Here is a 22543-nt window from a genome sequence, read left to right on the forward strand (position 1 = left end):
AAGTTAAAGCACCTTTTTAGGTGCTTTAACTTTCTTTATTTATGATATCTTTTACTTTCATAAGTCTTACTATTGTGCTTCTTTCGTTTTCATCTAATTTCATCCTTATAAATCTAATTGTTTCTTGAAGTTCAGGAATTGTCCTATATTCTAGAGCATTTACTCTTCGTCTTGTTTTTTCAATCTCATCTGCCATAAGCTGACAAGCTTTCTCTACTTCAGCTAATTCCAACAATTTTGGCATTATGCCATACAGTGTAGAAATAGCTTCATCTAGCTCTGGAGAAGTCTGAGCAAATCCATATGGGTAGATGCTTCCCTCGTCGTTTTCTAATTTTCTTATAAAATTCATCACAGGGACTCTAACGCTCATTACATTTTTCTTTTTTATATCTACAGAGATGCTCTCTTTAGGAAAAGCAACAGCTTCCTCTAAAATTTCAGGACTCATAACTGCACTTGCCAACAAAAATGACTCAAAAGCTTCCTTTAATTCTCTTTCCACTTCTTCTCTAAGTCTTTTATTTTCTTTTATGAGTTCTATAAATCTCCTCATAAGTTCGTCTTGTTTATCTTTTAGGAGCTTGTGGCCTCTAGTAGCTGTTTTTAATCTCTCTTTGAGCCTAGTAAGCTCCATTCGGGTAGGGTTAACTTCTAGTACAGCCATCTACTCATCCCCTTTTTCTTCAACAGGCAAGTATTTGTCTAGATATTCCTGTCTTATCCTCTTTAGCTCCGTTCTTGGAATTAATTTCAATAGCTCCCACCCTAAGTCTAGGGTTTCTTCAATGGATCTATTGTTGTGGTACCCTTGATTTACATATTTTTCATCAAAAGCTTCTGCAAATTTTGCAAAGGCCTTATCTGCGTCTGATAAAGCAGATTCACCAAGTATAGTCGCTAACTCTCTAGCTTCAATACCAGAGGTATATGCCGCATAGATTTGATTCATAGTATCCGCATGGTCTTCTCTTGTTTTTCCTTTGCCAATTCCCTTATCTTTTAGTCTTGACAATGAAGGGACTATATTTATAGGAGGTTCAATACCTCTTTTATATAGTTGTCTTGATAGTATTATCTGCCCTTCAGTGATGTAGCCTGTAAGGTCAGGTATAGGGTGAGTGATGTCATCTTCTGGCATTGTCAATATAGGGATTTGTGTGATTGAACCCTTTCTTCCCCTTATTCTACCTGCTCTTTCATAAATTGTTGAAAGGTCTGTATAAAGGTATCCAGGGTATCCTCTTCTGCCAGGTACTTCTTTTCTAGCAGCGGATGTCTCTCTCAAAGCCTCTGCGTAGTTTGTCATATCTGTTAATATAACTAATACATGCATGTCTTTTTCATATGCTAAATACTCTGCACATGTTAGTGCCATTCTTGGTGTAGCAATCCTCTCAATAACTGGGTCATTAGCTAAGTTCATAAACAATACTGCTCTATCTATTGAGCCTGTTGAAGTGAAGTCATCTATGAAAAACTGAGCTTCTTCAAAAGTTATACCCATTGCTGCAAATACAACGGCGAATTTTTCACCACTTCCTAATACTCTTGCTTGTCGTGCAATCTGTGCTGCTACTTCTCCATGTGGTAGTCCAGAACCTGAAAATATAGGAAGTTTTTGCCCTCTAACAAGTGTATTTAATCCATCTATACAAGAAATACCTGTCTGAATGAATTCCTCAGGATAATCTCTAGCTACTGGGTTTATCGGAGAACCATTTATATCAAGTCTTTTTTCTGGAATTATCTTTGGGCCATTGTCTTTTGGCCTACCAAGCCCATCAAATATTCTACCAATCATGTCTTCAGATACACCTAGTTCAAGTGGTCTTCCTAGAAATCTTACTTTAGTAGAATTTAAATTTATTCCAGCAGAGCCTTCAAATAACTGAACCATAGCTCTGTCGCCATTTAGTTCAAGTACTCTTCCTCTTCTTTTTTCTCCATTTTTTAGTTCAATATCAACTAGTTCATCGAACTTTACGCCTTCTACTCCTTCTACAATCATCAATGGGCCTACTACTTCTCTTACTGTATTGTATTCTTTACGCATCTAGAAGGCCTCCTTCCTCAATGAGTTTTGCAATCTCTGTTTCAAGTTCTTTTTCAATATTTTTAATCTCATCTAATCTTTCTTCATCTATATACTTAGCTCTTGCTATTTTTTCTCTTACAGCCATATTCTCAATATCCTTTAAATATACTCCCTTGTTTAATGCATCTAGACTTAAATCATAGAATTTAAGAATTACTTTTAACATCAGATTTTGCTTCTCAAGCGAACAATAAGTGTCGACATCATGGAATGCATTTTGTTGCAAATAATCTTCTCTGATGGATTTCGATGCTTCAAGCTTTAATTGATCCTCAGGCGAAAGCGAGTCTCTACCTACAAGCCTAACTATTTCTTGTAATGATGCTTCCTCTTGAAGCAATGACATCGCTTTAATTCTATTTTTTGCAAATTCTTTATCTATATTATCATTCATCCATTTGTCGATGCTTGATTGATAAAGAGTGTAAGAATTTAGCCAGTTTATAGCTGGGAAGTGTCTTTTATATGATAGTGAATGATCTAGTCCCCAGAATACTTTAACTATTCTTAGAGTTGCCTGAGAAACAGGCTCGGATATATCTCCACCAGGAGGAGATACTGCACCTATTACAGTGATAGCTCCTTCTCTATCGTCACTACCTTTGCAAATTACTTTTCCCGCTCTTTCATAAAATTCTGCAGCTCTAGATGCTAGGTATGCTGGATATCCTTCATCTCCTGGCATCTCTTCAAGCCTTCCAGACATCTCTCTTAGTGCCTCAGCCCATCTAGAAGTAGAGTCTGCCATAAGAGCAACAGAATATCCCATATCTCTAAAGTATTCAGCAATAGTTATACCAGTATAAATTGAAGCCTCTCTAGCAGCAACTGGCATGTTCGAAGTGTTCGCAATTAGAACAGTTCTCTTCATCAAAGACTCACCTGTGGTAGGGTCAATGATTTCAGGGAATTCCATAAGAACATCCGTCATCTCGTTTCCTCTTTCACCGCAGCCAACATAAACAACTATCTCGGTATCAGCCCATTTTGCCAATTGATGTTGTACGACAGTTTTTCCTGAACCGAATGGTCCCGGGATAGCTGCAGTACCACCTTTTGCTACAGGGAAAAATGTATCTATTACTCTTTGTCCTGTTACTAGAGGTATTGTTGGATTTAATTTTCTTTTAAATCCTCTAGCTCTTCTTACTGGCCACTTTTGCATCATTGTCAACGATATTTTATCATCTAATACGCAAACTTCTTCTGTTACTGTGAATTCTCCTTCTTCAATCTTTGTAACAGTTCCTTCGACATTTGGCGGAACCATGATCTTATGAAGAATCAATGCGGTTTCTTGAACAGTTCCGATTATGTCTCCTTCAGTAACTTTATCTCCAACTTTAACAGTTGGTGTGAAATGCCATTTCTTATTTCTATCAAGATTGTCTACTTTTGTTCCTTTTACTAGAAAATCCCCCGAAGCATCTCTAAATGCTTCAAGTGGTCTTTGAATACCATCAAACATGGTCTCCAATAGTCCAGGCCCTAATTCTACTGATAAAGGTTCCCCTGTCGTATAAACAGGATCCCCAGGCCCAATTCCTGTTGTCTCTTCATAAACTTGTATAGAAGCTCTATCGCCTCTCATTTCAATTATTTCACCAATTAATCTATTTTCAGAAACTTCAACAACATCGTAAACATTCGCTTCATCCATTCCCTCTGCAACAACAAGAGGTCCGGATACTTTTATGATCTTTCCTACTTTCAAGTTAAGCCCTCTCTTTCTATAAAATATTTGAGCCTACGGCTTTTTCAACATTCTCATTGATTCTATTCATACCAATATTAAATGTGCCTTGATTGCTTGGTATGAGGATTACCGCAGGTACTATCTCTTTGTCATATCTAGATACAGTATCTGGAATAAGACTAGCAATCTGTTCTGTGATAAATATAATCCCGTATTTGTCCCTAGCAGCACTGTCTAAAGCTTTTCTAGCACTGTCTCTATCAGAAACTGTAAATACATCGACTCCAAGGGCTTTAAAAGCCAATATTGAATCTTTATCTCCTATTACTCCTATTTTATACATATAGCTCACGCAGCCTTTCTCTAATTGCCTGAGGTGATATATTGTTTAATTTTGATACCATTATGATGCGCAAAACCTTTATTTCCATTTCTTTAGCCACGAGATAAGCAAAGATTGGTTCTGGCCCAAAAACGACTGTTTTAGACTCTTTAATCAAGTTAATCAAGTGATTGTCCATGCTCTTTTCAAAAGCAGAAATCCTTCCTGATGAGTTGTATGTTTCTAGACCATTTTTTAACCATTTGCTTATTCTAGAATTCTTAAACTTCATAACCATATTATCAGGAGATTCAAGATAAATGATAGCTATCTCTTCTGGATCAATATTCCCATTTTCAATCAAGATATCTCGCAGAAATTGAATGTCCTTGTCTAGTTTTTTAAGTCTAAGAGCTGTCAATATGTTTATAAAATCTATATTGTCTTTTACATAGTTAACAATCATCTCTATTTCTGTTTTTATAGCTAGATCATATAAATCTTCAAAATAGAATTTGTCAAGGATAATGTCTATTCTTTGAGGATCTTTTTTCTCTTCATAGTCTTTTACGACTGTATTTATAGCTTCCCTGAATTTCTCAGGTATGTTTTTATAATCTGAGCTTAAGAAAAAAGCTTTTAATTTCTCAAAATCCACAGTGCCAATTGGTATATACATTTTTGAAAGGTCAGTGTTCATAAAGTATTCTTTTAGCATCACTTTTAAATTATGATAATCATACTTCAATTTTAAAAGGTCTATGATGCTTTCATCTGGCGACAATTCCTGCATTTCTTTAAAGCTTTTATTGAGCTCATAAGAAAGAATTTTCTCAGTATCTTTCTTGTCGCTAATCTTTGATATGGCATCAGCATATTCAGTATCTTGAAGTATTCTTAAAACATCATCTAAGTCTTTCGCATCTACTAATTTATCTATCGTCACAGAGTCTAGTAGCTTTTTTTCCATGACCCTTATTCGCGTAACACTCTGTGTGAAATCCATGCGGTCCATTACATCACTCCTCTCCTTTAAAGAGGATAGAGGCTATTTCTGTTTCAAGCTCCTCTCTTAATCCGTTTATCATTGCATCAAAAGTAAAGTTATAATAGACATTATCTTCTTTAATGATAAAACCACCATCAATTGTATTATCTATTTCTACGTTGAAATTTTTGTTGAATTTAGACACTAAATTCTTTTTGTCCTCAGATATTATGACGGTTACACTTGAATCTTCTTTAATGTCTTTTAAAGCTTCAGATAATAATTTCTCAAAACTCTGATCGTCTAAATTTTTAAGTTGTTGTTTTGCTTTTTCGAATGCTCTATCTAAAATATATTGTTTTGCTTCTAGCTCTTGATCTCTCGATTTTAACTTGGCTGCCGAAATAGCTCTTTCTTTAATCAGCACTGCTTCTTGTTTGCTCTTATCTATTATTTTTTTAGCTTCGTTTTGTGCTAAAGATACCTTACTACCGATAATATTTTTGCTTTTTTCATCTGCTTCTTTTCTTATCTCTTCAGCTTCTTTTTTAGCATCTTCTATTATTCTCTGGGTAAGGTTTTCTAAGTTTGACATATCTTCACATCCTTACTGTTTAGAAACTTACTGAATTTACAAGTATAAGTGAGATTACAAACGCTAAAAGTGCATATGTCTCAACCATTACTGAGTAAATAATACCCTTTGTACTGTGTTCTTCATTTTTAGCTAAAATCGAAATACCTGCTGCAGCAGTCTTACCTTGAGCTATAGCTGATTGCCATCCAACAAATCCTACTGGCAAACATGAAGCAAATAAATACATTCCTTCAACTAAAGACATATCTGCATTTAATCTTCCTAAAACCAATAGTCCAATTACAAAACCGTACAAACCTTGTGTACCTGGTAACAATTGAAGAATTAAAGATCTACCAAACTTCTCAGGTTCTTCGATAATCAATCCGGATGCTGCTTGTCCAACGATTGATATACCTTTTGCTGAACCTATACCTGAAAAAAGTACTGCAAAAGCTATTCCTAAACCTGCAAAAAATACTCCACCATTTGATACAATAAACTCTGTAAATGTCATTATAATTTCCTCCTTATTTTAAGTTAATATATTTTGGTTTGGCTTTGAAAATATTAAATTTTTGCCCGCCACCTTCGTAGAACTTACCAAAGAATTCCACAAAAGTTAATCTTATAGAATGGACATAGGCTCCCAATAAACTCAATCCTAGGTTGAACACTTGCCCACCTATAAAAATGAGTATTGCTAGTACAAAACCAATTACTCCCATTCCTGAAACCATATTAGCAATCATGTTTATAGCACCTGCAATAAACCCTCCTGCTAATCCCAATGCCATAAGTCTAGAGTATGATACAAAATCTCCTACATAGCCTGTAATTCCATAAAGTGAATATAGCCCTCCAGCAATTTTACCTCCTATGCTTTTTGAGCTTCTCCCTCCAGTCAATATTATTCCTGCCATCCCTCCAACCATCAGCACTAATCCGATCGTGCTTAAAACACTTGGGATATCAACAATAGAGCTTACTAAAAATAAAATAGCTCCACCTATTGCTGCATACCATAATCCTACATCAAATACTGCATCTAAGGCTTTCCCATCTCTGATAAGCATATATGCTTTGATCCCTAGTGCATAAAAGACATGAATTACTCCAAATGCGATAGACAAGACTAGAAGTGTATTATAGTCGGTTGCTGGATCAACAAGGCCAGGAATTTTGACAGCATCTCCAAACATTGAACCGTAGATGAATCCCCATATGATTACTGAAAAACTTAGGTAATAAAAGAATTTTATTGATTTTCTCTGGCTTGGAGATAGATTAAACTTTTTCAATACAAAAAATGTGCCAAGTAGCATAATCAAACCATATCCGACATCCGCAGCCATCATACCAAAGAAAATCGTATAAAATGGCGCTAAGAAAGGAGTTGGATCGATTTCGTTGTATTTTGGCAAAGCATACATTCCTGTGAGAGATTCAAAAGTTTCAGCATATGCTGAATTCTTTAACAATATAGGAACTTTTGGATTGTCCTTTTCAGCATCTTTCACTTCTAAATAGTATACATTGCCTAATGCATCTCTTACACTTTTCTCAAACTCTTCTAGCCTTTCTGTTGGAATATATCCTTTTATATATACTACTTTTTCAGTCTTTATAAAATTTTCAGTTGCAGAAAGTCTGAGTTTGATATTGTTTAGATAATCAAAAGCTAATTTTAAATCCTCTAAATAGCGGACTTTATCTGTTAATTCTTCTTCTAATTTTTCAATTTCCTTCTGATATTCTTGTATCTTTTCTTCTCTTATTTTTATCTCTTCTATCGGGGTAAGTTTTCCATCAAGTTTTACTTTGGAAAAACTTACATTTTTTAGAGTATCCATCACTTCTTCTGTATCTGATTTATGTGTTATCAATAATAGATATAGATTTGTCTTATCCTCATTTAAAATTTCATAGTATAGATTGTTTTGATCTCGAATTATTTCTAAGAACTTATCTTTTAATTTCTTTGGTACGGTCCCTATAGAGATATCTGAAAAATGAGTGTCATAAATCAAATCTACATTTACTCCAAGATTTTTCCAAGGTGTTAACTCAACTATCTCTGCTTTTAAATGTTCTATATTCTGTCGCAAACTTTCTTTTTTCTTAGAAATATCTAACACTTCATCTGCATATTCCATGTATTTAGAATCTGCAACTATCTGTTCTAGTTCTTTAAAATCATAAGTCTTGTTGCCATCCATCATAGCTTTTAATCCAGATTCTTTCTTTTCATATCTAGAGAGAATATTGACAGCAGATGAAACTTTAGATAATTTTGCTTCAACTTCTGTTATCTTTTGTGAATCTCTTACTGGTTCTATGCTTAATGCTTCGTCTTCGAGCTCTTCATTGAGATTGTTAAAATGTACATACCCAAAATTTTGAAGAGTCTTTAGCAAATCTTCTCTTTTTATATCAAAAGCAAATAAGCTAAACTCACTCATTTTAACTATTGCCATAGCTGTTCACAATCCTCTCGATAATAATATTACTAGCTTCTTTTAATTTCTCATCACTTATATTTTTAATCTTTTCAGCTTTCTTATTTCCTTCTTCTAAAATTGGATTAGCAATATACTCACCATTTTCTCTTGCTTCTTCAATTATATTTTTTCCCTTAAGTTCTGCTTCTTCAATTATTTTTTTATACTCTTCTTCTACTTTTAAATGAGCATCAGCTAAAGTTTTTTTTGCATATGCTTTAGCATCTTCAATCAATTTTAAAGCTTCATCCTCTGCATTTTTAATCATTTCTATAGTCTCTTTTGCCACTGTATCACCTCCAGCTTAAAATATCAAAAATATACCCATTCTAATTCTTAATTTTATTACAACAAAATCAATAAATCAACAAATAATAAAAAAAATCAATTAATTCTAATTATTGAAAAATATTAATTTTTAAACTGTCTTTTCGATAAATACCCAAAAAATAAGGGTATAATAACAAAAATAAAAAATGAATAAAAAGGGGGAATTGTTATGTATAAAGCTTTGGGTTCACTAAGTGCATTTTTATTTTTATTTTTGATTTGTCCTTTTGTATTAAACACCATCAACAAACGCTTTTATAATTACCAAAATCAAGGACTTATGAAATGGTCAAAGAGAATTCGAAAATACCATAAACAAGCAGGAGTACTAATTGCAATTATAGCTATTATACATGGAAGACTGATTTTAGGTGAATTTAGATTGCATACTGGATTCGTTTTATATTCAGGGATATTAATTACCGCTATTTTAGGAATATCATATTATAAGACGAAAAAAAAGCCACTTTATTTATGGCATAAAAGAATGATGTTTGTCGATTTGGTCTTGCTCATAATACATTTAGCTGTCCCTAATCTATTAGGATAAAATTGCTACTTAAAATTTAAATAACTTAGAGAAATCTCTAAGTTATTTTTTTTATAAATTTTTTTTAAAAACTTGATAATTTTATAAAAAAAGGGTATAATAAACTTACAACTTGTATATAAGTTGTAAGTTGCTATTAAATGTGTTAATATAGATAGTTTTTAAAAAAGGAGGTAATAGTATGATGCTTGGAAAGGGAGTTTTAATAAAAAATAAACATAAACCCGATATGCAGTTAGAAGAATATAAAATGAAATTAATAGGAAAAGATAGATTAAGAGAAGTAGTTGAACTTCAACATTATGTCTATGAGAACCTTCCTAACAAAGATGTATTGTTTATGGATTCGTATGAGGATATGCTTGGAGATATTGAAAATGGAGCAAAGATTATAGGTGTATTAAACAGTCAAGATAAATTAATTGCTTATAGATATATTTCTTTCCCTAGAAAAGAAAAACGAAACTTAGGTTATGATATAAATTTACCTGAATATGAGCTAGATAAAGTTGTTCACCTTGAAACAACTGTTGTTGATCCATTATATAGAGGAAATGGTCTGCAGATAATCACGTTGGAAAAAGCAAAAGATCTAGCAAAAGAAGAAGGCTTTAAGCATTTTATGTGCACTGTCTCTCCATACAATTTCTATAGTCTGTATAATGTCATGCGCGGTGGATTAAAAATAAAAGCCTTAAAGAAAAAATACGGAACAAAAGCAGATGATTCAGATGGATTGTGGAGATTTATTCTTCACAATGACTTAGATAAAAAATATTATAATCCTGTTGATTTGGTATTATCAAAATGGGCAAATCTAGAAGTACAAAAATCCCTGATTGACCAAGGATATATTGGTTATGAAATAATAAAAGATACTAAAGAACTCAGCTATATAAAAGTTGATGAGGCCTATGCATGATATGGGTAGTCTTTTTTCCTCCTACTAGAAAAGTCGGTATACATACCGGCTTTTTTAGTTTTGTTTTTTTGGGTATGTATAAAAAAAGGAGAGTGATATTATGTTAGATAAAAAAATCGAAGTATTCGATGATGAGATAAGCCTTTTAAAAAGAGTTACTGAACTTGAACTTCTTGGCTATGAAGAAAAAGATATGTATGTTATAGCCAGCAAAGATGAAGATATTTCAATGATTAAAGGAAGTACAGATGTGATAATAAAAGAAGACGATGAATCTATATGGGATAGGTTTAAAAGTTTTTTAAGCGGAGAAGACTCTGTAATAGATGCCCTAAACCGATTAGATTTATCTCAAGATGAGAAAGAAAAATATTATGATGAAGTAAAAAATGGAAGACTAATACTATTGGTAGATCCAAATTACAAAAGCAAATACGAACTTAAAGAAGATGGTCTGTATTATCCAATTGAGGACAAAGAAGTGTTAGAAAAAGATGAAAATTATGATGTAGATGATCTTCCAGATGATTTAAGGGAGGATTTAGGACTAAATCCTAAAGAAGATGGAATCGATATTGGAAAAGAAGTATCAGAAAATATATTGAGAGAAAGGCAAAGAGGGGTATAAGACCTTCCTTATACCCTTTCTTTAAATATTTCTATACTCCTATCTAATATTCCATTGAGATATGCTAGTGTTATGCCATAGTTTGTTATTGGTACATTTGCTTCTTTTGCCAATCTTATCCTTGATAAAATCTCTCTTTTATTAACCATGCATCCACCGCAGTGAATGATTAAGTCGTACTGACTCAAATTTTCTTCAAAGTTGAATCCACTTTTAAAATCAAATTGAACGTCAAAACCCATCTTTTGCCTTATTAAATTAGGAATTTTCTTTCTGCCAATATCCTCATGATTTGTATTATGTGTACAGTTTTCAGCTATCAATACTTTAGAGCCTTTTTTTAATTTGTCTATGGCACTAACCCCTTTTGCAAATTCAAAAAGTTCGCCCTTTTGTCTTGCAAAAAGTATTGAAAAGCTTGTGAGAGGTATTTCTTTTGGAACAATTCTATCCACTTCTTTAAATGCTTGCGAATCTGTTATAACCAAATCCACTTTATTGATGTCTTTCAATGCGCTTTCTAGTTCAGTATTTCTGACAACAAAACTCTTTATCCCATGGTCAAGCAAATCCCTCAATGTCTGAACTTGTGGCAAGATAAGCCTTCCCTTTGGAGCTAGTTTGTCTATCGGAATTACTAAAATAACATTGCTATTTGGCTTTAGTATATCGCTTACTAGAGGTTTTTCTTCGTCTACTGATTTTATAATTGATATAAGTTCTTCTTTTAATTTTTCTATATCCTCTTCTTTTTTTGTAGATATAAATATGGCATCGGTATGTTTTTCTTTTAATTCGCTAAGTTTAGCTTCATCTAATAGATCTGTTTTATTTATAACCTTCAATAACGGAATCTCATAGTATCTTGCTTCATTTTCAAGTCTTTCTAAGCTCAAAACATCAATTTCTAAAGCATCCAGTATATAAAGTGCAATATCAGTCCTTCTTAAAATTTCCATGCTCTTCTTTATTCTTAAACTACCTAATTCCCCTTCATCGTCAATCCCTGCAGTATCTATAAACAGCACTGGGCCTGCTGGAATAAGTTCCATTGCTTTTTTTACTGGATCTGTGGTTGTTCCCTTTATGTCGCTTACTATAGAAACCTCTTGATTAGCTATTGAATTTAGTATCGATGACTTACCTGCATTTCTATTCCCAAAGATTGATATGGTAATCCTATTTGAATTTGGCGTCTTTTCCATAATTTCCCCTCTTATATGAATACATCTCTTTGCCCTTGTTCTATGAGCTTAATCTTATTCTCTATCAAATTTCTTCTGTTAGGACTTTCTTTTCCAATTCTTTCAAGTTCTTTCTCAATCATCTTCTCCCCTAGAACTCTAGTTTCGGGACTTGCATAGTCTATTAGATATTCTTTGAAAGTCAGTATTCCATTTGCTGCACAAAAATGTTGAATATCTCCGGGTTTTGCTATACACATAAAGTCCTCGCCAGTTCTTCCTGACCTATAACAAGCTGTGCAAAATGAGCTTAAGAAATTCATCTCTGACATCTCTCGCACAACATCGTCTAATTCCCTAGTATCTCCTAGTTGAAATTGCTCTTTTGTTGGAGCTAAAGTATCCAGTGTGTATCCGCCAATTCCAATCCTTGAACCAGCATCAATTTGAGAAATGCCATAAGGGATTATCTCTTTTCTAACCTCTTTTGTCTCTCTAGCAGTTAAGATCATTCCTGTATATGGCACTGACAACCTTAAAATAGCAACAATCTTTTTAAAGTCTTCATCAGAAACTTTATATTGAGTTTGATTGTAATATTCATTATTTAAAGCTGGCTCTATTCTAGGAAATGAAATAGTATGAGGTCCAACTCCAAATTTTTCTTCCAAATGAATTGCATGAAACAAAAGCCCCATGACTTCAAATCTCCAGTCATATAAACCGAAAAGTGCTCCTATGCCAACATCGTCTATCCCAGCCTCCATTGCTCTATCAAGCCCATATAGCCTATATGAATAATCTCCTTTCATGTCGCCTTCGGGGTGAAGATAACTATAGGTTTCGTGATGATATGTCTCTTGGAATATTTGGAATGTGCCTATACCTGCTTCTTTGAGCTTCTTGTAGTCTTCGACTTCCATAGGTGCTGCGTTTATGTTTACTCTTCTTATTTCGCCATTGTTAATTTTAGTATCATAAACAGTTCTCATTGTCTCAGCGATAAAATCAGCATCGTAGTCTGGATGCTCCCCATATACTAAAATCAGTCTCTTGTGGCCTTTGCTTTCGAGGATTTCTACTTGCTCTCTAAGCTCATCTAAAGTTAGAGTTTTTCTCTCTATGGCAGTGTTATCCCTTTGAAATCCACAGTATTTGCAGTTGTTTATGCATTTATTACCAATGTAAAGAGGTGCAAAGAATACTATTCTATCTCCATATATTTCTTCTTTTAATATATTAGCTGCCTTAAATATTTCATCAAGTAAATCTTTATCTTCTACATTTATGAGTTTAGCAGTTTCTATTGGCTTTAGCCTCTGTTTTGATAGTGACTTTTGTATGATTTTTAATATCTCTTCTCTTGTTGAATTTTTACCTTCCTCTAATAATGAAAATATCTTTTCGTCATCGATAAAATCTTTAACTTCCTTTTTACTATTTTCCATGATATTCCTCCTAAATTGACCAGTCTATATGGTCTCCTCTTTTAATGTAAGCTTCATATCCTATCTTTTTTAGCCTTTCATTTACTTTATCTAAGTCGTAGACACTTTTGGTCTCTCGATTTTCATAAAGTTTGTATTTCTCTTTTACCTCTGGTGGTGAAAGATTTAACATAAGTACATTTCCACCAGAGAGTATTCCCTTCTCCAGCCCATTCTTATCTAAAGTGTTAACTGCAGTAGTAACTGGGAGCATTGCCTTTGGTAATAAAAGTCTAGTTAGTGATAGAAAAAACATAGTATCTTCCACTGAACCATTCATATAGTTCTTAAGTGGTGTGTCATTATGTATGATTAAAGGCCCTATGCCTACCATATGTGGCTGTAAGTTTTTTAGAAAAATGAGATTTTCTGCCATTGTCTCAGAATTTGAGTTTGGCAGTCCTACTAAAAAACCTGCTCCAACTTGATACCCTAATGATTTTAAATCGTGTAAACACCTCACTCTTTCTTCAAAGCTCATCCCAGGATGAAGCTTTCCATACTGTTTCTCATTTGCTGTTTCATGCCTTAATAAAAATCTATCTGCTCCAGCTTTTTTGAATGCTTCGTATTCTTCAAAGCTCCTCTCTCCAATCGATAGAGTGATCGCTATCCCTTCGAAGTTGTCTTTTAAAGTCTTTATGATATCCGATAGAATTTCTTTTGTGAAATATTCATCTTCTCCACTTTGCATTACAAATGACCTATATCCAAAATCATAAGCTTTCCCGATTGAATCCACTATCTGATTCTTTGTAAGTCTAAATCTATCAGCCTTTTCATTATCCTTTCTTAAGCCACAATACATGCAATTTTTATTGCAGTAGTTTGAAAACTCAATTAGACCTCTAATGTAGATTTTATTTCCATAAATTTTTCGACTTAATTCTTTTGCCTTTACTTTAATATTATCTTTTGTCTTTTCATCTGCATTGTCTATTAAATAAATTAGCTCTCTTTTTGTAATGCTTTTATTCTCATAAAGCTTTTCTAAAATTTCCTCCATAGCTACACTTCCTTTTTAGATATAGATGTCTTTACTGAGCAATTTTTTAAATTCCCTAGTTTGCCAGTAAAGCTATTTATTTCGTCTATATCTCCAACAACAACTAAAGTAATAGCAGCCACATCATATTCATTGAAAGGAATCCCCATCCTTCCTTTAATTATGTCTTTGTAATTTGCTACGATTTTATTAAACTCATACTGTGTATTTGCACTGTCTTCAAGTAAAGCACTAATCATTGCTATTTTTTTCACATTATCACCCCTAAAAAAAACTTCCCCTAAGGGAAGTTAAAGTCATGACAAAACCCTAAATCCCTCAAAGCTTAAAGACAACTCTCAAAGCCTAGGTATTAGCTAAATTTTATTCCATTCAATCAAGGATACCCTCGAAAAAACGGAAAAATATTCTTTGTCATTATATTAACAAAATCGTATTATATTGTCAACATATTTCAATGGCATCTCCAGCTTTTATTTTCCCACCCTTAATCACTCTAGCGAAAATCCCTTCTCTTGGCATAACACAATCCCCGACCTTTTGTTTTATTGCACAACCAGCATGACATTGCTTGCCAATTTGGGTAACTTCGAGTTCACATTCCCCGACCTTTAATCGAGTTCCTATGGGAAGTTCATAAAGTAGTATGCCTGATGTAGTTATGTTTTCTGCAAAATCTCCTAATTGCAGTTCATCCAGTCCATTTCTTTTCATTTTTTCTATACTCTCAATTCCAAGCAAGCTCACTTGTCTATGCCATTTCCCTGCGTGAGCATCGCTTTTAAGTCCAAAGTCCTCTATGAATTCGCCCTCTGCTATGGGAGTTTTTACAACCCCCTTTTTATCAGAAATATTTACAGAGACTACTTCGCCTTTTAATTTTCTCAAAAATGTTCCTGATTTTCCTCCTGTTTTTTTAATTAATTTTACTTCTTCTATACTCATCTCTCTATCGATTGCTTTTGCCATGTCATATATAGTGAGTAATGATGTTGTGACTGCATTTAATGCTTCCATCTCAACCCCTGTTTTAGAAGTTGTCTTTACTTTAGAATAAACTTCAATATAATTTTCTCCATAGTTAAATGTCATGTCAACAGAAGACAAAAATATATTGTGACACATTGGAATTAAATCACTCGTCTTTTTAGCAGCCATTATTCCAGCTACTTGTGCTACGGGTAGAACATCTCCTTTTTTGATCTTTCCTTCTTTAATCAAATCTATGGTTTCTTTTTTAGCCGTTATTTTCCCATAAGCTATAGCAACTCTTTCGGTTTCTTCTTTATCTCCAACATCAACCATCTTAGGTAAACCTTCAGCATTAAAATGTGTAAATTCCATATTATCCCCCGATTTCATTCATATTTCTATTTATAGTGATATCCTTTTCTAGTTCATGTTCTTTTTCTTTAGACAAAATAGCCTCTCTAATCACTTCTTCTAAATTTTCACCTTCATATAGGTATTTTTTTAAATCTATCTCTCTATTCGAGTGTAAACACAATTTTAATTTCCCCGTAGAAGTTAGCCTTACTCTATTGCAGTCTTTGCAGAATTTGCAACTTATAGGATTTATAAGGCCAACTTTGCCAATAGCGTTTGGAAGCTTATAGTATTGTGCAGGCGAGTGAATGTCATCATTCTCGATTTTTTCTAATGCACTCACTCTAGAAAGCACTGTAGTGTTTGGGATAAATTTAGCTTTAGCAAAGTTTTTAGCCTCTCCAATAGGCATAAGTTCAATAAATCTAACATCTATAGGATGATTTATAGTTAAATTTACAAAATCTTCTATTTCATCATCATTGAATCCGCCAATCAATACTGTATTTATTTTTACAGGGTTTAAATCGTATTCAATTTCTTTCTTTATAGCCCTTTTTACCCTCTGTATATCTCCACCTCTTGTGATTTCTTTGTACTTTTCTGCGTCTAAACTATCAAGGCTTATGTTTACTCGATTAAGTCCTGCTTTTTTAAGGGGTTCAATATAATCCTCAAGTAATATACCATTTGTAGTCATCGTGATTTCTTTAACGCCTTCTAATTTGCTTACTCTTTCTATCAGGTTAACAGCTCCGAGCCTTACTAATGGTTCTCCACCTGTAAATCTTATCTTTTTTACCCCAGTATTTACAAAAACTTTTATTATCTCATACATTTCCTCTAGAGTAAGCATTTCTTCATGGGGTAGTTTATTTGCTATTCCCTTTTCAGGCATGCAGTAAACACATCTTAAATTACATCTATCAGTAAGTGAAACTCTCAAATAATCTATCTCTCTTCCAAACGCATCTTTCATATAATCACCGTCATTCTATTATTATTATTTCGCCAATGTTTTCAAAGCCATATCCACCTAAGGCTTCAACTCTGTTTTTAAACTCTTCGCTTTTTAGTATTTCTATGAACTCTTTTATCCTGTCGAGCTCTAAGTTCTTAGCATAAGTTAAAAAGTCGTACTCCTCAGGTTTTAAAGGATAAAAATCCAAATCTAAAGCTTTGCTTGCAGAATATACACCCAAGCCTACATTTGCGCTCTTGTTCTTAACAGCTGCAGCAACAGCCATATGAGTAGAAAATTCTCTTTGATATCCCTTTATTTCCTCTGGGTTCACATTGTTTTTCGCCAGCTCGTAATCTAATAGCACTCTTGTTCCAGAGCCTCTTTGTCTGTTTGCAAATACTACATCTTCCCTTACTAAGTCGTTGACCGATTGTATGTTTAGAGGATTTCCCTTTTCTACTATAAAGCCTTGTATTCTATTTAAGCCTTTTATGAGTGCCATCTTTTCCCCATTAAAATACTTTCTTACATAGCTGATATTGTATTCTCCTGTATCAGCATCTAATAAATGAATTGGTGCTAAATGGCATTCTCTACGTCTTAAAGATAGTATACCTCCCATGCTACCTACATGAGTGGATTTAAGTTTCATCATGTCGGCTACTATATCCATGCATATATCATGGCTTCCTATGGAAACAAGACTTTCTTTTATCTGATTGAGTGGTCTTAGTAGTTTCACATCTACTGTATCTGAAACGTCATAACCTTCTACATTCCTTGGTATTTTGCATAGTCCATCTGCTTTTACTAAGCTCATTATAACTCCAGCTCCAGATTGTAGGGGTGTTGCAATGAGTTTATCATCAACAAACCCTAGAGTTACTCTGATTATTTCTTCATTTTTGAGAGATGAAACTACTCTTTTAGTAAGGGTGGCCTTTGCTATTTCATCCTTGTCATCTTCAAGTCCTAAAAATTTTAATATAACTGGTTTTACAAAAACATCAAACACTAAATAACTAGAAACGGGATATCCCGGTATTCCTATGATAGGTTTTCCCTTTACTATTCCTAAAATAGTTGGTTTCCCCGGTTTCATGGCTACTCCATGCACTACCACTTCTCCAATTTCATCGATTACATCTACTGTATAGTCCATTGTACCTGCTGATGAACCTGCATTTACTAATACTATGTCGTTTTTTTCAACAGCTTCTAAAACCATTGCTTTTATTGTTTCGTATTCATCTACTGCTATCGAACCCTTGTTGGGAATTCCACCTAATTCTAAAACTAGATTTTCGAATACATATGAATTTGAATCTATGATCTTTCCTTCTACTACTTCCTCCACATTTTCAACTATTTCACTCCCCGTAGGGATAAGGGCAACTTTTGGCTTTTCATAAACACTTATCTCATCAATCCCACCTGATATCAACGCTCCAATATCCACTGGTCTAATTTTATGTTTAGAAGGCAGTATCATCTCTGTTGCTACTATATCCTCCCCAATTTGCCTTATGTGTTGATAAGGATAAGCTGGAGATAAAATTTCGATTGTATCTTCATCTTTTATTATGCAATCCTCTATCATTATCACTGCATCATATGGCTCTTTTACAGGATTTCCAGTGTTTATATAGATAAAATCACGTTTTAGTTTCAATGTCTTAGGTTCACTTTCTGTTGCTCCTGTAGTATTAGCAGATATTACAGCTATGCCATCCATAGCAGCAGAATTGTAGCTCGGCGATGAGAGTTTTGCATACACCGCTTTTGAAGTTACTCTGTTTAAAGCATCTCTTACCTTTATCGATTCTTCTTTGGGCTTTATCTCTAATTTATTGAAGTACTTATCAATTGCTATATTTACATCTATATTGTCAATATAAGTTTTTCTACTCATCGCTTCTCCTCCTACAATAGATATACCTCTCTTAAATCACCTCTATTTACGCCTTCTTCATGAATTTTAATAACAATATATCCGTCAGCTTTTGAAAGATTTGTTATCATTCCTGATTTCCCAAATTTAGGCGTAGCATAGTACTCTCCATTTTCTTTCTTTATGTTCACAAAGACATATGTGTCTTTACCTGGAGCAGATGGAAAATTTGCAGTCATCTTTGCAAATATGGTGGGTTTTATAGTTTTTAAGCTGTAAAGTTGTTCTATAAACGGCTCTACAACTGCCATAAATACAGTCATTGCAGATACTGGATGTCCTGGAAGGCCAATGACAAGTTTTCCTTTTGCACTAGCAATAAGTGTGGGTTTTCCAGGTTTTATTGAGATTCCATGAGCAAGCACGCCTTTTCCTCCCAGAGAATTAATTGCCTCTTTAGTGTAATCTCTTTCTCCTACTGAACTTCCCCCCGAAAGTAGTACTATATCACTTTTTTCTAATCCATCTGATATAGCCTCTTTCAATTGAATAAAATCATCCTTTACAATTATATTTCCCACAACTTCTAACCCTACTTTTTTAGATTGGGCTTTTAAACTATATGAATTGATATCTCTTATTTTCCCAAATTCTAATTTATCTTCTATTCCTATTATCTCATCTCCTGTTGATATGATGAAAACTTTAGGTTTTTTAAATACCTGTACTTTTGATATCCCTAGACTTGCTAAAGCACCGATATGAGCAGGATTTAATTTTTTCCCTCTTTCTATTACAACTTCATTTTCTTTAATATCTTCCCCTCGTTTAATTATGTTTTCCTGAATCCTCACTGGTTTTTGGACCAAGAGAGTTTTTTCATCCATCTTTTCAGTGTTTTCAATCATTATGACGGCATTGGCTCCTTTGGGTATCATTCCCCCAGTTGGAACATAAGCACATTTTCCACTGCTAACCACTAGTTCTGTCTTATCCCCCATTTTAACTTCTCCTATGATTTCCAGCACCGTTGGTATAGTATCAGTTGATCCATAGCTATCTTCTGCTACTATTGCATATCCATCAACTGTTGATCTATCAAATTCTGGTACAAACACATTTGATATTACATCTTCATAAAGCACTCTATCGTAAGCATCATCTAAATCTACAATTTCTGATTCCAATTTATAGTCTTTAAACTCCTCTTTTATAATATTTACTGCTTCTTCAATCAAAATAGTTTTAAAAAATTCCACTAAGAAATCCTCCCTCGTTCTAAAAATACTACCTCATCACAGATTCTATCTGATTGAATAGCATCGTGTGTAACAATGATTATAGTAGCATTTGATTGTTTGTGAAAATCTAGTATGCAATTTTCAATAGTAATCATAGCTTCTTCATCAATACTCGAAGTGGGTTCATCAAGTAGCAATAACTTAGGCCTTATCACTAAAGCCCTTGCTAAAGCGACTTTCTGAGCTTCTCCACCTGATAGTTGATTTCCTCTCTTATTTAGCAAATCTTCTATCTCTAAAGCTTTAGCTAATTCTAAAGTCCTTCTTTCAATTTCAACTTTGTCTAATTTTCTTAAAAGCATTGGATACTTAATATTATCTTTGACTTTTCGCTTAAATAAAAATGGTTTTTGAAAAACTTCTGTAATTTCTTTTTGTATTTTTTCATCTAAGGGTTTCCCGTCATAGAGCACTTCTCCTTCAAATTGTGGATCCAAACCAGCAATGATGTTTAATAATGTGCTTTTACCAACTCCATTTGGCCCTCTTAGTCCGATTATTTGCCCTGCTTTAAATGTATAATCAGCTATATCTAAAACTAAATTTTCTTTATAATACTTCTTTAAGTTTCTTACCTTAACTTCCATTTAATCCTCCACGTTGAAAGAATAAATTATACTGTGAATGGCAAATGATATCACCAATAGTATAATCCCAAGAGCTATAGCCATTGGATAGTCTCCTCTTGAATTCATCATAGATATAGTCGTAGTCATTACTCTGGTTTGCCCTTTTATGTTCCCGCCGACAATCATAACAGCACCAACCTCAGAAATTGCCCTTGAAAAAGAAGTCGCGATATTTGCTATGATGTCTGAATTCAATTCTCTAATTATAAGAATGGTGGAGTGAAAATCTCCTCCACCTAAAGTTTTTACTACTCGCTTGTAGTCCATACCTCTGTGCATTGCAAGATTATATGTAAGCCCAAATATCAATGGCAATACTAAAAGTGTCTGCGCTAGTACCATAGCTTTTGGTGTGTACATTATACCCAAAAATCCCAAAGGCCCATTTCTCGTAAATAAAAGGGCTACAACTAACCCCACTATGACGGATGGTATGCTCATAGATGTGTAAACTAATCTAGAAAAACCCCTCTTGTGTTTGAAATCCTTTAATCCAAAATAACAACCTAATGGTACAAATATGAACGAGGCAATTAATGTTGCAGATGTTGAAACAAAAAGTGAAAGTCCAATTATCTCATAAATCTCTTTATCGAAACTAATCAATAATTCTATTGCCTTTAAAAACCCATCCCAGATATAATTCATATTGCACCTCTTAGCATTTATTTGCTATTTATAATTAGGAATAAACAATGGTTGACCGTATTCCTCTACGCCATATTCTCCGATTAGCTTTTGAATGTCTTCTCTTGTAATCCATTCCATAAATTTAACAGCGCCTTCATAATTTATCGTTTCAAACTTCTCTGGATTTACTGGCAATACGCCATATTGGTTGAATAAGTTCTCGTCGCCTTCGACGATAATATCTAAATCCAACGTGTCTTTTAAACTCAAATAAGTACCTCTATCTGCAATAGTATAGGCTCTCTTTTCATCAGCAACTTTAAGTGTATCCCCCATACCACTGCCAGTTTCGATATACCATTCTCCAGTTGGTTCTATCCCAACTAGCTTCCAAAGAGCTAATTCTTTTTTATGTGTGCCTGAGTCATCGCCTCTAGATACAAAGGTATACTCGTTGTCATTTATTTCCTTTAAAGCTGTTAAAATATCATTTCCTTTTTGCAGTTTGCCATCAGCAGGTCCAACTAAAATGAAGTCATTGTACATTACGTCTCTTCTTTCAGTCGCAAAACCTTCTTCCACGAGTTTTAATTCATCTGGTTTTGCATGGACTAGTAGCACATCTGCTTCTCCATCTCTAGCCATTTGGATTGCCTTTCCTGAGCCAACCGCAATTGTTTTAACCTCGATATTTGTCTCCTCTGTAAATAATGGAAGTAAATAATCTAATAATCCTGTGTCCTGTGTGCTAGTTGTTGTAGCTAAGATAATGCTACCAGTAGGAGCCGTCGTTTCATTTTCAGTATTGCTTTCAGTGTTGTTCTGACTTATATTTTCTTCTACCGGTGTTGAAGTACAAGCACTTAAAACAAGAATCAATGACAACAAAATCGAGAAAAACGTTTTTCTACTTTTCAAAATATTCCCTCCTTTTATATTTTTATAGTATTACTCTAAATCAGCTAATGTCAAGCTTTGAGATTGATAGAAAAATAACCATCCTTTTAAGATATTAATGTTATCTCTTAAAAGGATGGTTATTCTTACGCTAGTATTTTCAGATGCTTAAATTAAAAAATAGGGGAATATAATGATTTATCTAAATGTTTATAAATAAATTTATCACTCAAAACATTTAAATCATTAAAGAGTTTATTCTTTTTCTAATAGTTTATAAAGAAATTCACAAATGAATTTCACCCATACTAAAAGCACAATAGGTAGTAAGTATGTCCAATAAAAGCTGTATATATCCATCGCAAGTTGGCTACCGTTTGAGTCAATGGTGTAGTTTTGTAAATATATAAAACTATAAGAAAGTATAAAACTTAATACAAGCAAAACCGAACATATAGTTTTATTAGTAAACGTACCAAATCCAAATACCCTTTTCATAAAAACCTCCTTTTATCCTTATACGTTTTGTAAACTTAAATGAAAATTGAGGACTCCAAACTCTCTATGGTACAATGTTTTTGCAACAAACAAATACCTCCCAGAAAGGATGAAGTCC

Annotated in this window: 23 protein-coding genes and 1 pseudogene; 3 read left to right on the forward strand and 21 right to left on the reverse strand. The window is 33.6% G+C overall.

Annotated elements, in window-relative coordinates; all coding sequences use genetic code 11:
* Positions 1-25: 25 nt before the first annotated feature.
* From ACTB1H_RS01540 to ACTB1H_RS01580, 9 genes are read right to left on the reverse strand one after another with little or no spacing between them, the layout of a single operon-like run.
* Entirely contained in the window at positions 26-667 is a 642-nt protein-coding gene (locus ACTB1H_RS01540) for a V-type ATP synthase subunit D (protein ID WP_463261073.1), read from the reverse strand.
* Positions 668-2056: a V-type ATP synthase subunit B gene (locus ACTB1H_RS01545; RefSeq protein WP_463261074.1), complete on the reverse strand. Its 1389-nt coding sequence runs from the start codon at positions 2054-2056 to the stop codon at positions 668-670. It abuts the gene before it with no gap.
* Positions 2049-3812: a V-type ATP synthase subunit A gene (locus tag ACTB1H_RS01550; RefSeq protein WP_463261075.1), complete on the reverse strand. Its 1764-nt coding sequence runs from the start codon at positions 3810-3812 to the stop codon at positions 2049-2051. The genes ACTB1H_RS01545 and ACTB1H_RS01550 overlap by 8 nt, the downstream gene beginning before the upstream one ends.
* A 16-nt stretch (positions 3813-3828) precedes the next feature.
* Entirely contained in the window at positions 3829-4137 is a 309-nt protein-coding gene (locus ACTB1H_RS01555; protein WP_463261076.1) for a V-type ATP synthase subunit F, read from the reverse strand.
* Positions 4130-5131, reverse strand: coding sequence for a V-type ATP synthase subunit C (locus ACTB1H_RS01560; RefSeq protein WP_463261077.1), 1002 nt, complete (start codon positions 5129-5131; stop codon positions 4130-4132). The genes ACTB1H_RS01555 and ACTB1H_RS01560 overlap by 8 nt, the downstream gene beginning before the upstream one ends.
* Before the next feature lie 4 nt (positions 5132-5135).
* Positions 5136-5699: a V-type ATP synthase subunit E gene (locus tag ACTB1H_RS01565; RefSeq protein WP_463261078.1), complete on the reverse strand. Its 564-nt coding sequence runs from the start codon at positions 5697-5699 to the stop codon at positions 5136-5138.
* A gap of 19 nt (positions 5700-5718) precedes the next feature.
* A complete protein-coding gene (locus tag ACTB1H_RS01570; protein ID WP_463261079.1) occupies positions 5719-6198 on the reverse strand; it encodes a V-type ATP synthase subunit K in 480 nt (159 codons plus the stop codon).
* A gap of 13 nt (positions 6199-6211) precedes the next feature.
* Positions 6212-8158 carry a V-type ATP synthase subunit I gene (locus tag ACTB1H_RS01575; protein ID WP_463261080.1) on the reverse strand — a complete coding sequence of 649 codons (1947 nt, stop codon included), beginning with the start codon at positions 8156-8158 and terminating at the stop codon, positions 6212-6214.
* Positions 8145-8471 (reverse strand): hypothetical protein, encoded by a 327-nt coding sequence (locus tag ACTB1H_RS01580; RefSeq protein ID WP_463261081.1) that lies wholly within the window; start codon positions 8469-8471, stop codon positions 8145-8147. Before ACTB1H_RS01580 ends, ACTB1H_RS01575 begins: the two co-directional genes overlap by 14 nt.
* Positions 8472-8681: 210 nt before the next feature.
* On the opposite strand from ACTB1H_RS01580, the gene ACTB1H_RS01585 reads away from it, so the two are divergent.
* The 3 genes from ACTB1H_RS01585 to ACTB1H_RS01595 all read left to right on the forward strand — a co-directional run bounded on the left by ACTB1H_RS01585 (position 8682) and on the right by ACTB1H_RS01595 (position 10612).
* Entirely contained in the window at positions 8682-9062 is a 381-nt protein-coding gene (locus tag ACTB1H_RS01585; protein WP_463261082.1) for a hypothetical protein, read from the forward strand.
* A gap of 181 nt (positions 9063-9243) precedes the next feature.
* Positions 9244-9984: a GNAT family N-acetyltransferase gene (locus ACTB1H_RS01590; RefSeq protein ID WP_463261083.1), complete on the forward strand. Its 741-nt coding sequence runs from the start codon at positions 9244-9246 to the stop codon at positions 9982-9984.
* 100 nt (positions 9985-10084) lie between these two features.
* Positions 10085-10612, forward strand: a complete 528-nt coding sequence (locus tag ACTB1H_RS01595) for a general stress protein (protein ID WP_463261084.1) — start codon at positions 10085-10087, stop codon at positions 10610-10612.
* Positions 10613-10620: 8 nt separating this feature from the next.
* On the opposite strand, the gene hydF is transcribed toward ACTB1H_RS01595, so the two are convergent.
* From hydF to ACTB1H_RS01655, 12 genes and pseudogenes are all read right to left on the reverse strand, one after another.
* Positions 10621-11817: a [FeFe] hydrogenase H-cluster maturation GTPase HydF gene (hydF, locus tag ACTB1H_RS01600; protein WP_463261085.1), complete on the reverse strand. Its 1197-nt coding sequence runs from the start codon at positions 11815-11817 to the stop codon at positions 10621-10623.
* A gap of 11 nt (positions 11818-11828) precedes the next feature.
* Complete coding sequence (gene hydG, locus ACTB1H_RS01605) at positions 11829-13244, reverse strand: [FeFe] hydrogenase H-cluster radical SAM maturase HydG (RefSeq protein ID WP_463261086.1); 1416 nt, start codon at positions 13242-13244, stop codon at positions 11829-11831.
* 10 nt (positions 13245-13254) lie between these two features.
* Positions 13255-14289 carry a [FeFe] hydrogenase H-cluster radical SAM maturase HydE gene (gene hydE / locus ACTB1H_RS01610; protein WP_463261087.1) on the reverse strand — a complete coding sequence of 345 codons (1035 nt, stop codon included), beginning with the start codon at positions 14287-14289 and terminating at the stop codon, positions 13255-13257.
* A 2-nt stretch (positions 14290-14291) separates the two neighbouring features.
* Positions 14292-14543 (reverse strand): TM1266 family iron-only hydrogenase system putative regulator, encoded by a 252-nt coding sequence (locus ACTB1H_RS01615; RefSeq protein WP_463261088.1) that lies wholly within the window; start codon positions 14541-14543, stop codon positions 14292-14294.
* Between the two features lie 190 nt (positions 14544-14733).
* Positions 14734-15177, reverse strand: a complete 444-nt coding sequence (locus ACTB1H_RS01620; protein WP_463261095.1) for an MOSC domain-containing protein — start codon at positions 15175-15177, stop codon at positions 14734-14736.
* Between the two features lie 6 nt (positions 15178-15183).
* A pseudogene (gene moaC / locus ACTB1H_RS01625) lies at positions 15184-15651 on the reverse strand (cyclic pyranopterin monophosphate synthase MoaC); the annotation flags it as partial.
* A complete protein-coding gene (gene moaA, locus ACTB1H_RS01630) occupies positions 15635-16594 on the reverse strand; it encodes a GTP 3',8-cyclase MoaA (RefSeq protein ID WP_463261089.1) in 960 nt (319 codons plus the stop codon). The pseudogene moaC and the gene moaA, both read right to left, overlap by 17 nt.
* A 10-nt stretch (positions 16595-16604) precedes the next feature.
* On the reverse strand, positions 16605-18491 hold the full coding sequence (locus ACTB1H_RS01635) for a molybdopterin biosynthesis protein (RefSeq protein WP_463261090.1): 1887 nt from the start codon (positions 18489-18491) through the stop codon (positions 16605-16607).
* An 11-nt stretch (positions 18492-18502) separates the two neighbouring features.
* Complete coding sequence (locus tag ACTB1H_RS01640) at positions 18503-19729, reverse strand: molybdopterin molybdotransferase MoeA (RefSeq protein WP_463261091.1); 1227 nt, start codon at positions 19727-19729, stop codon at positions 18503-18505.
* Positions 19729-20358: an ABC transporter ATP-binding protein gene (locus ACTB1H_RS01645; protein ID WP_463261092.1), complete on the reverse strand. Its 630-nt coding sequence runs from the start codon at positions 20356-20358 to the stop codon at positions 19729-19731. The genes ACTB1H_RS01640 and ACTB1H_RS01645 overlap by 1 nt, the downstream gene beginning before the upstream one ends.
* The gene (locus tag ACTB1H_RS01650; protein ID WP_463261093.1) at positions 20359-21048 is read right to left on the reverse strand and encodes an ABC transporter permease; all 690 of its coding nucleotides are present in this window, start codon (positions 21046-21048) and stop codon (positions 20359-20361) included.
* A gap of 24 nt (positions 21049-21072) precedes the next feature.
* A complete protein-coding gene (locus ACTB1H_RS01655) occupies positions 21073-21948 on the reverse strand; it encodes an ABC transporter substrate-binding protein (protein ID WP_463261094.1) in 876 nt (291 codons plus the stop codon).
* Between the last annotated feature and the right edge of the window lie 595 nt (positions 21949-22543).

It is taken from the genome of Soehngenia sp. (assembly GCF_055108775.1).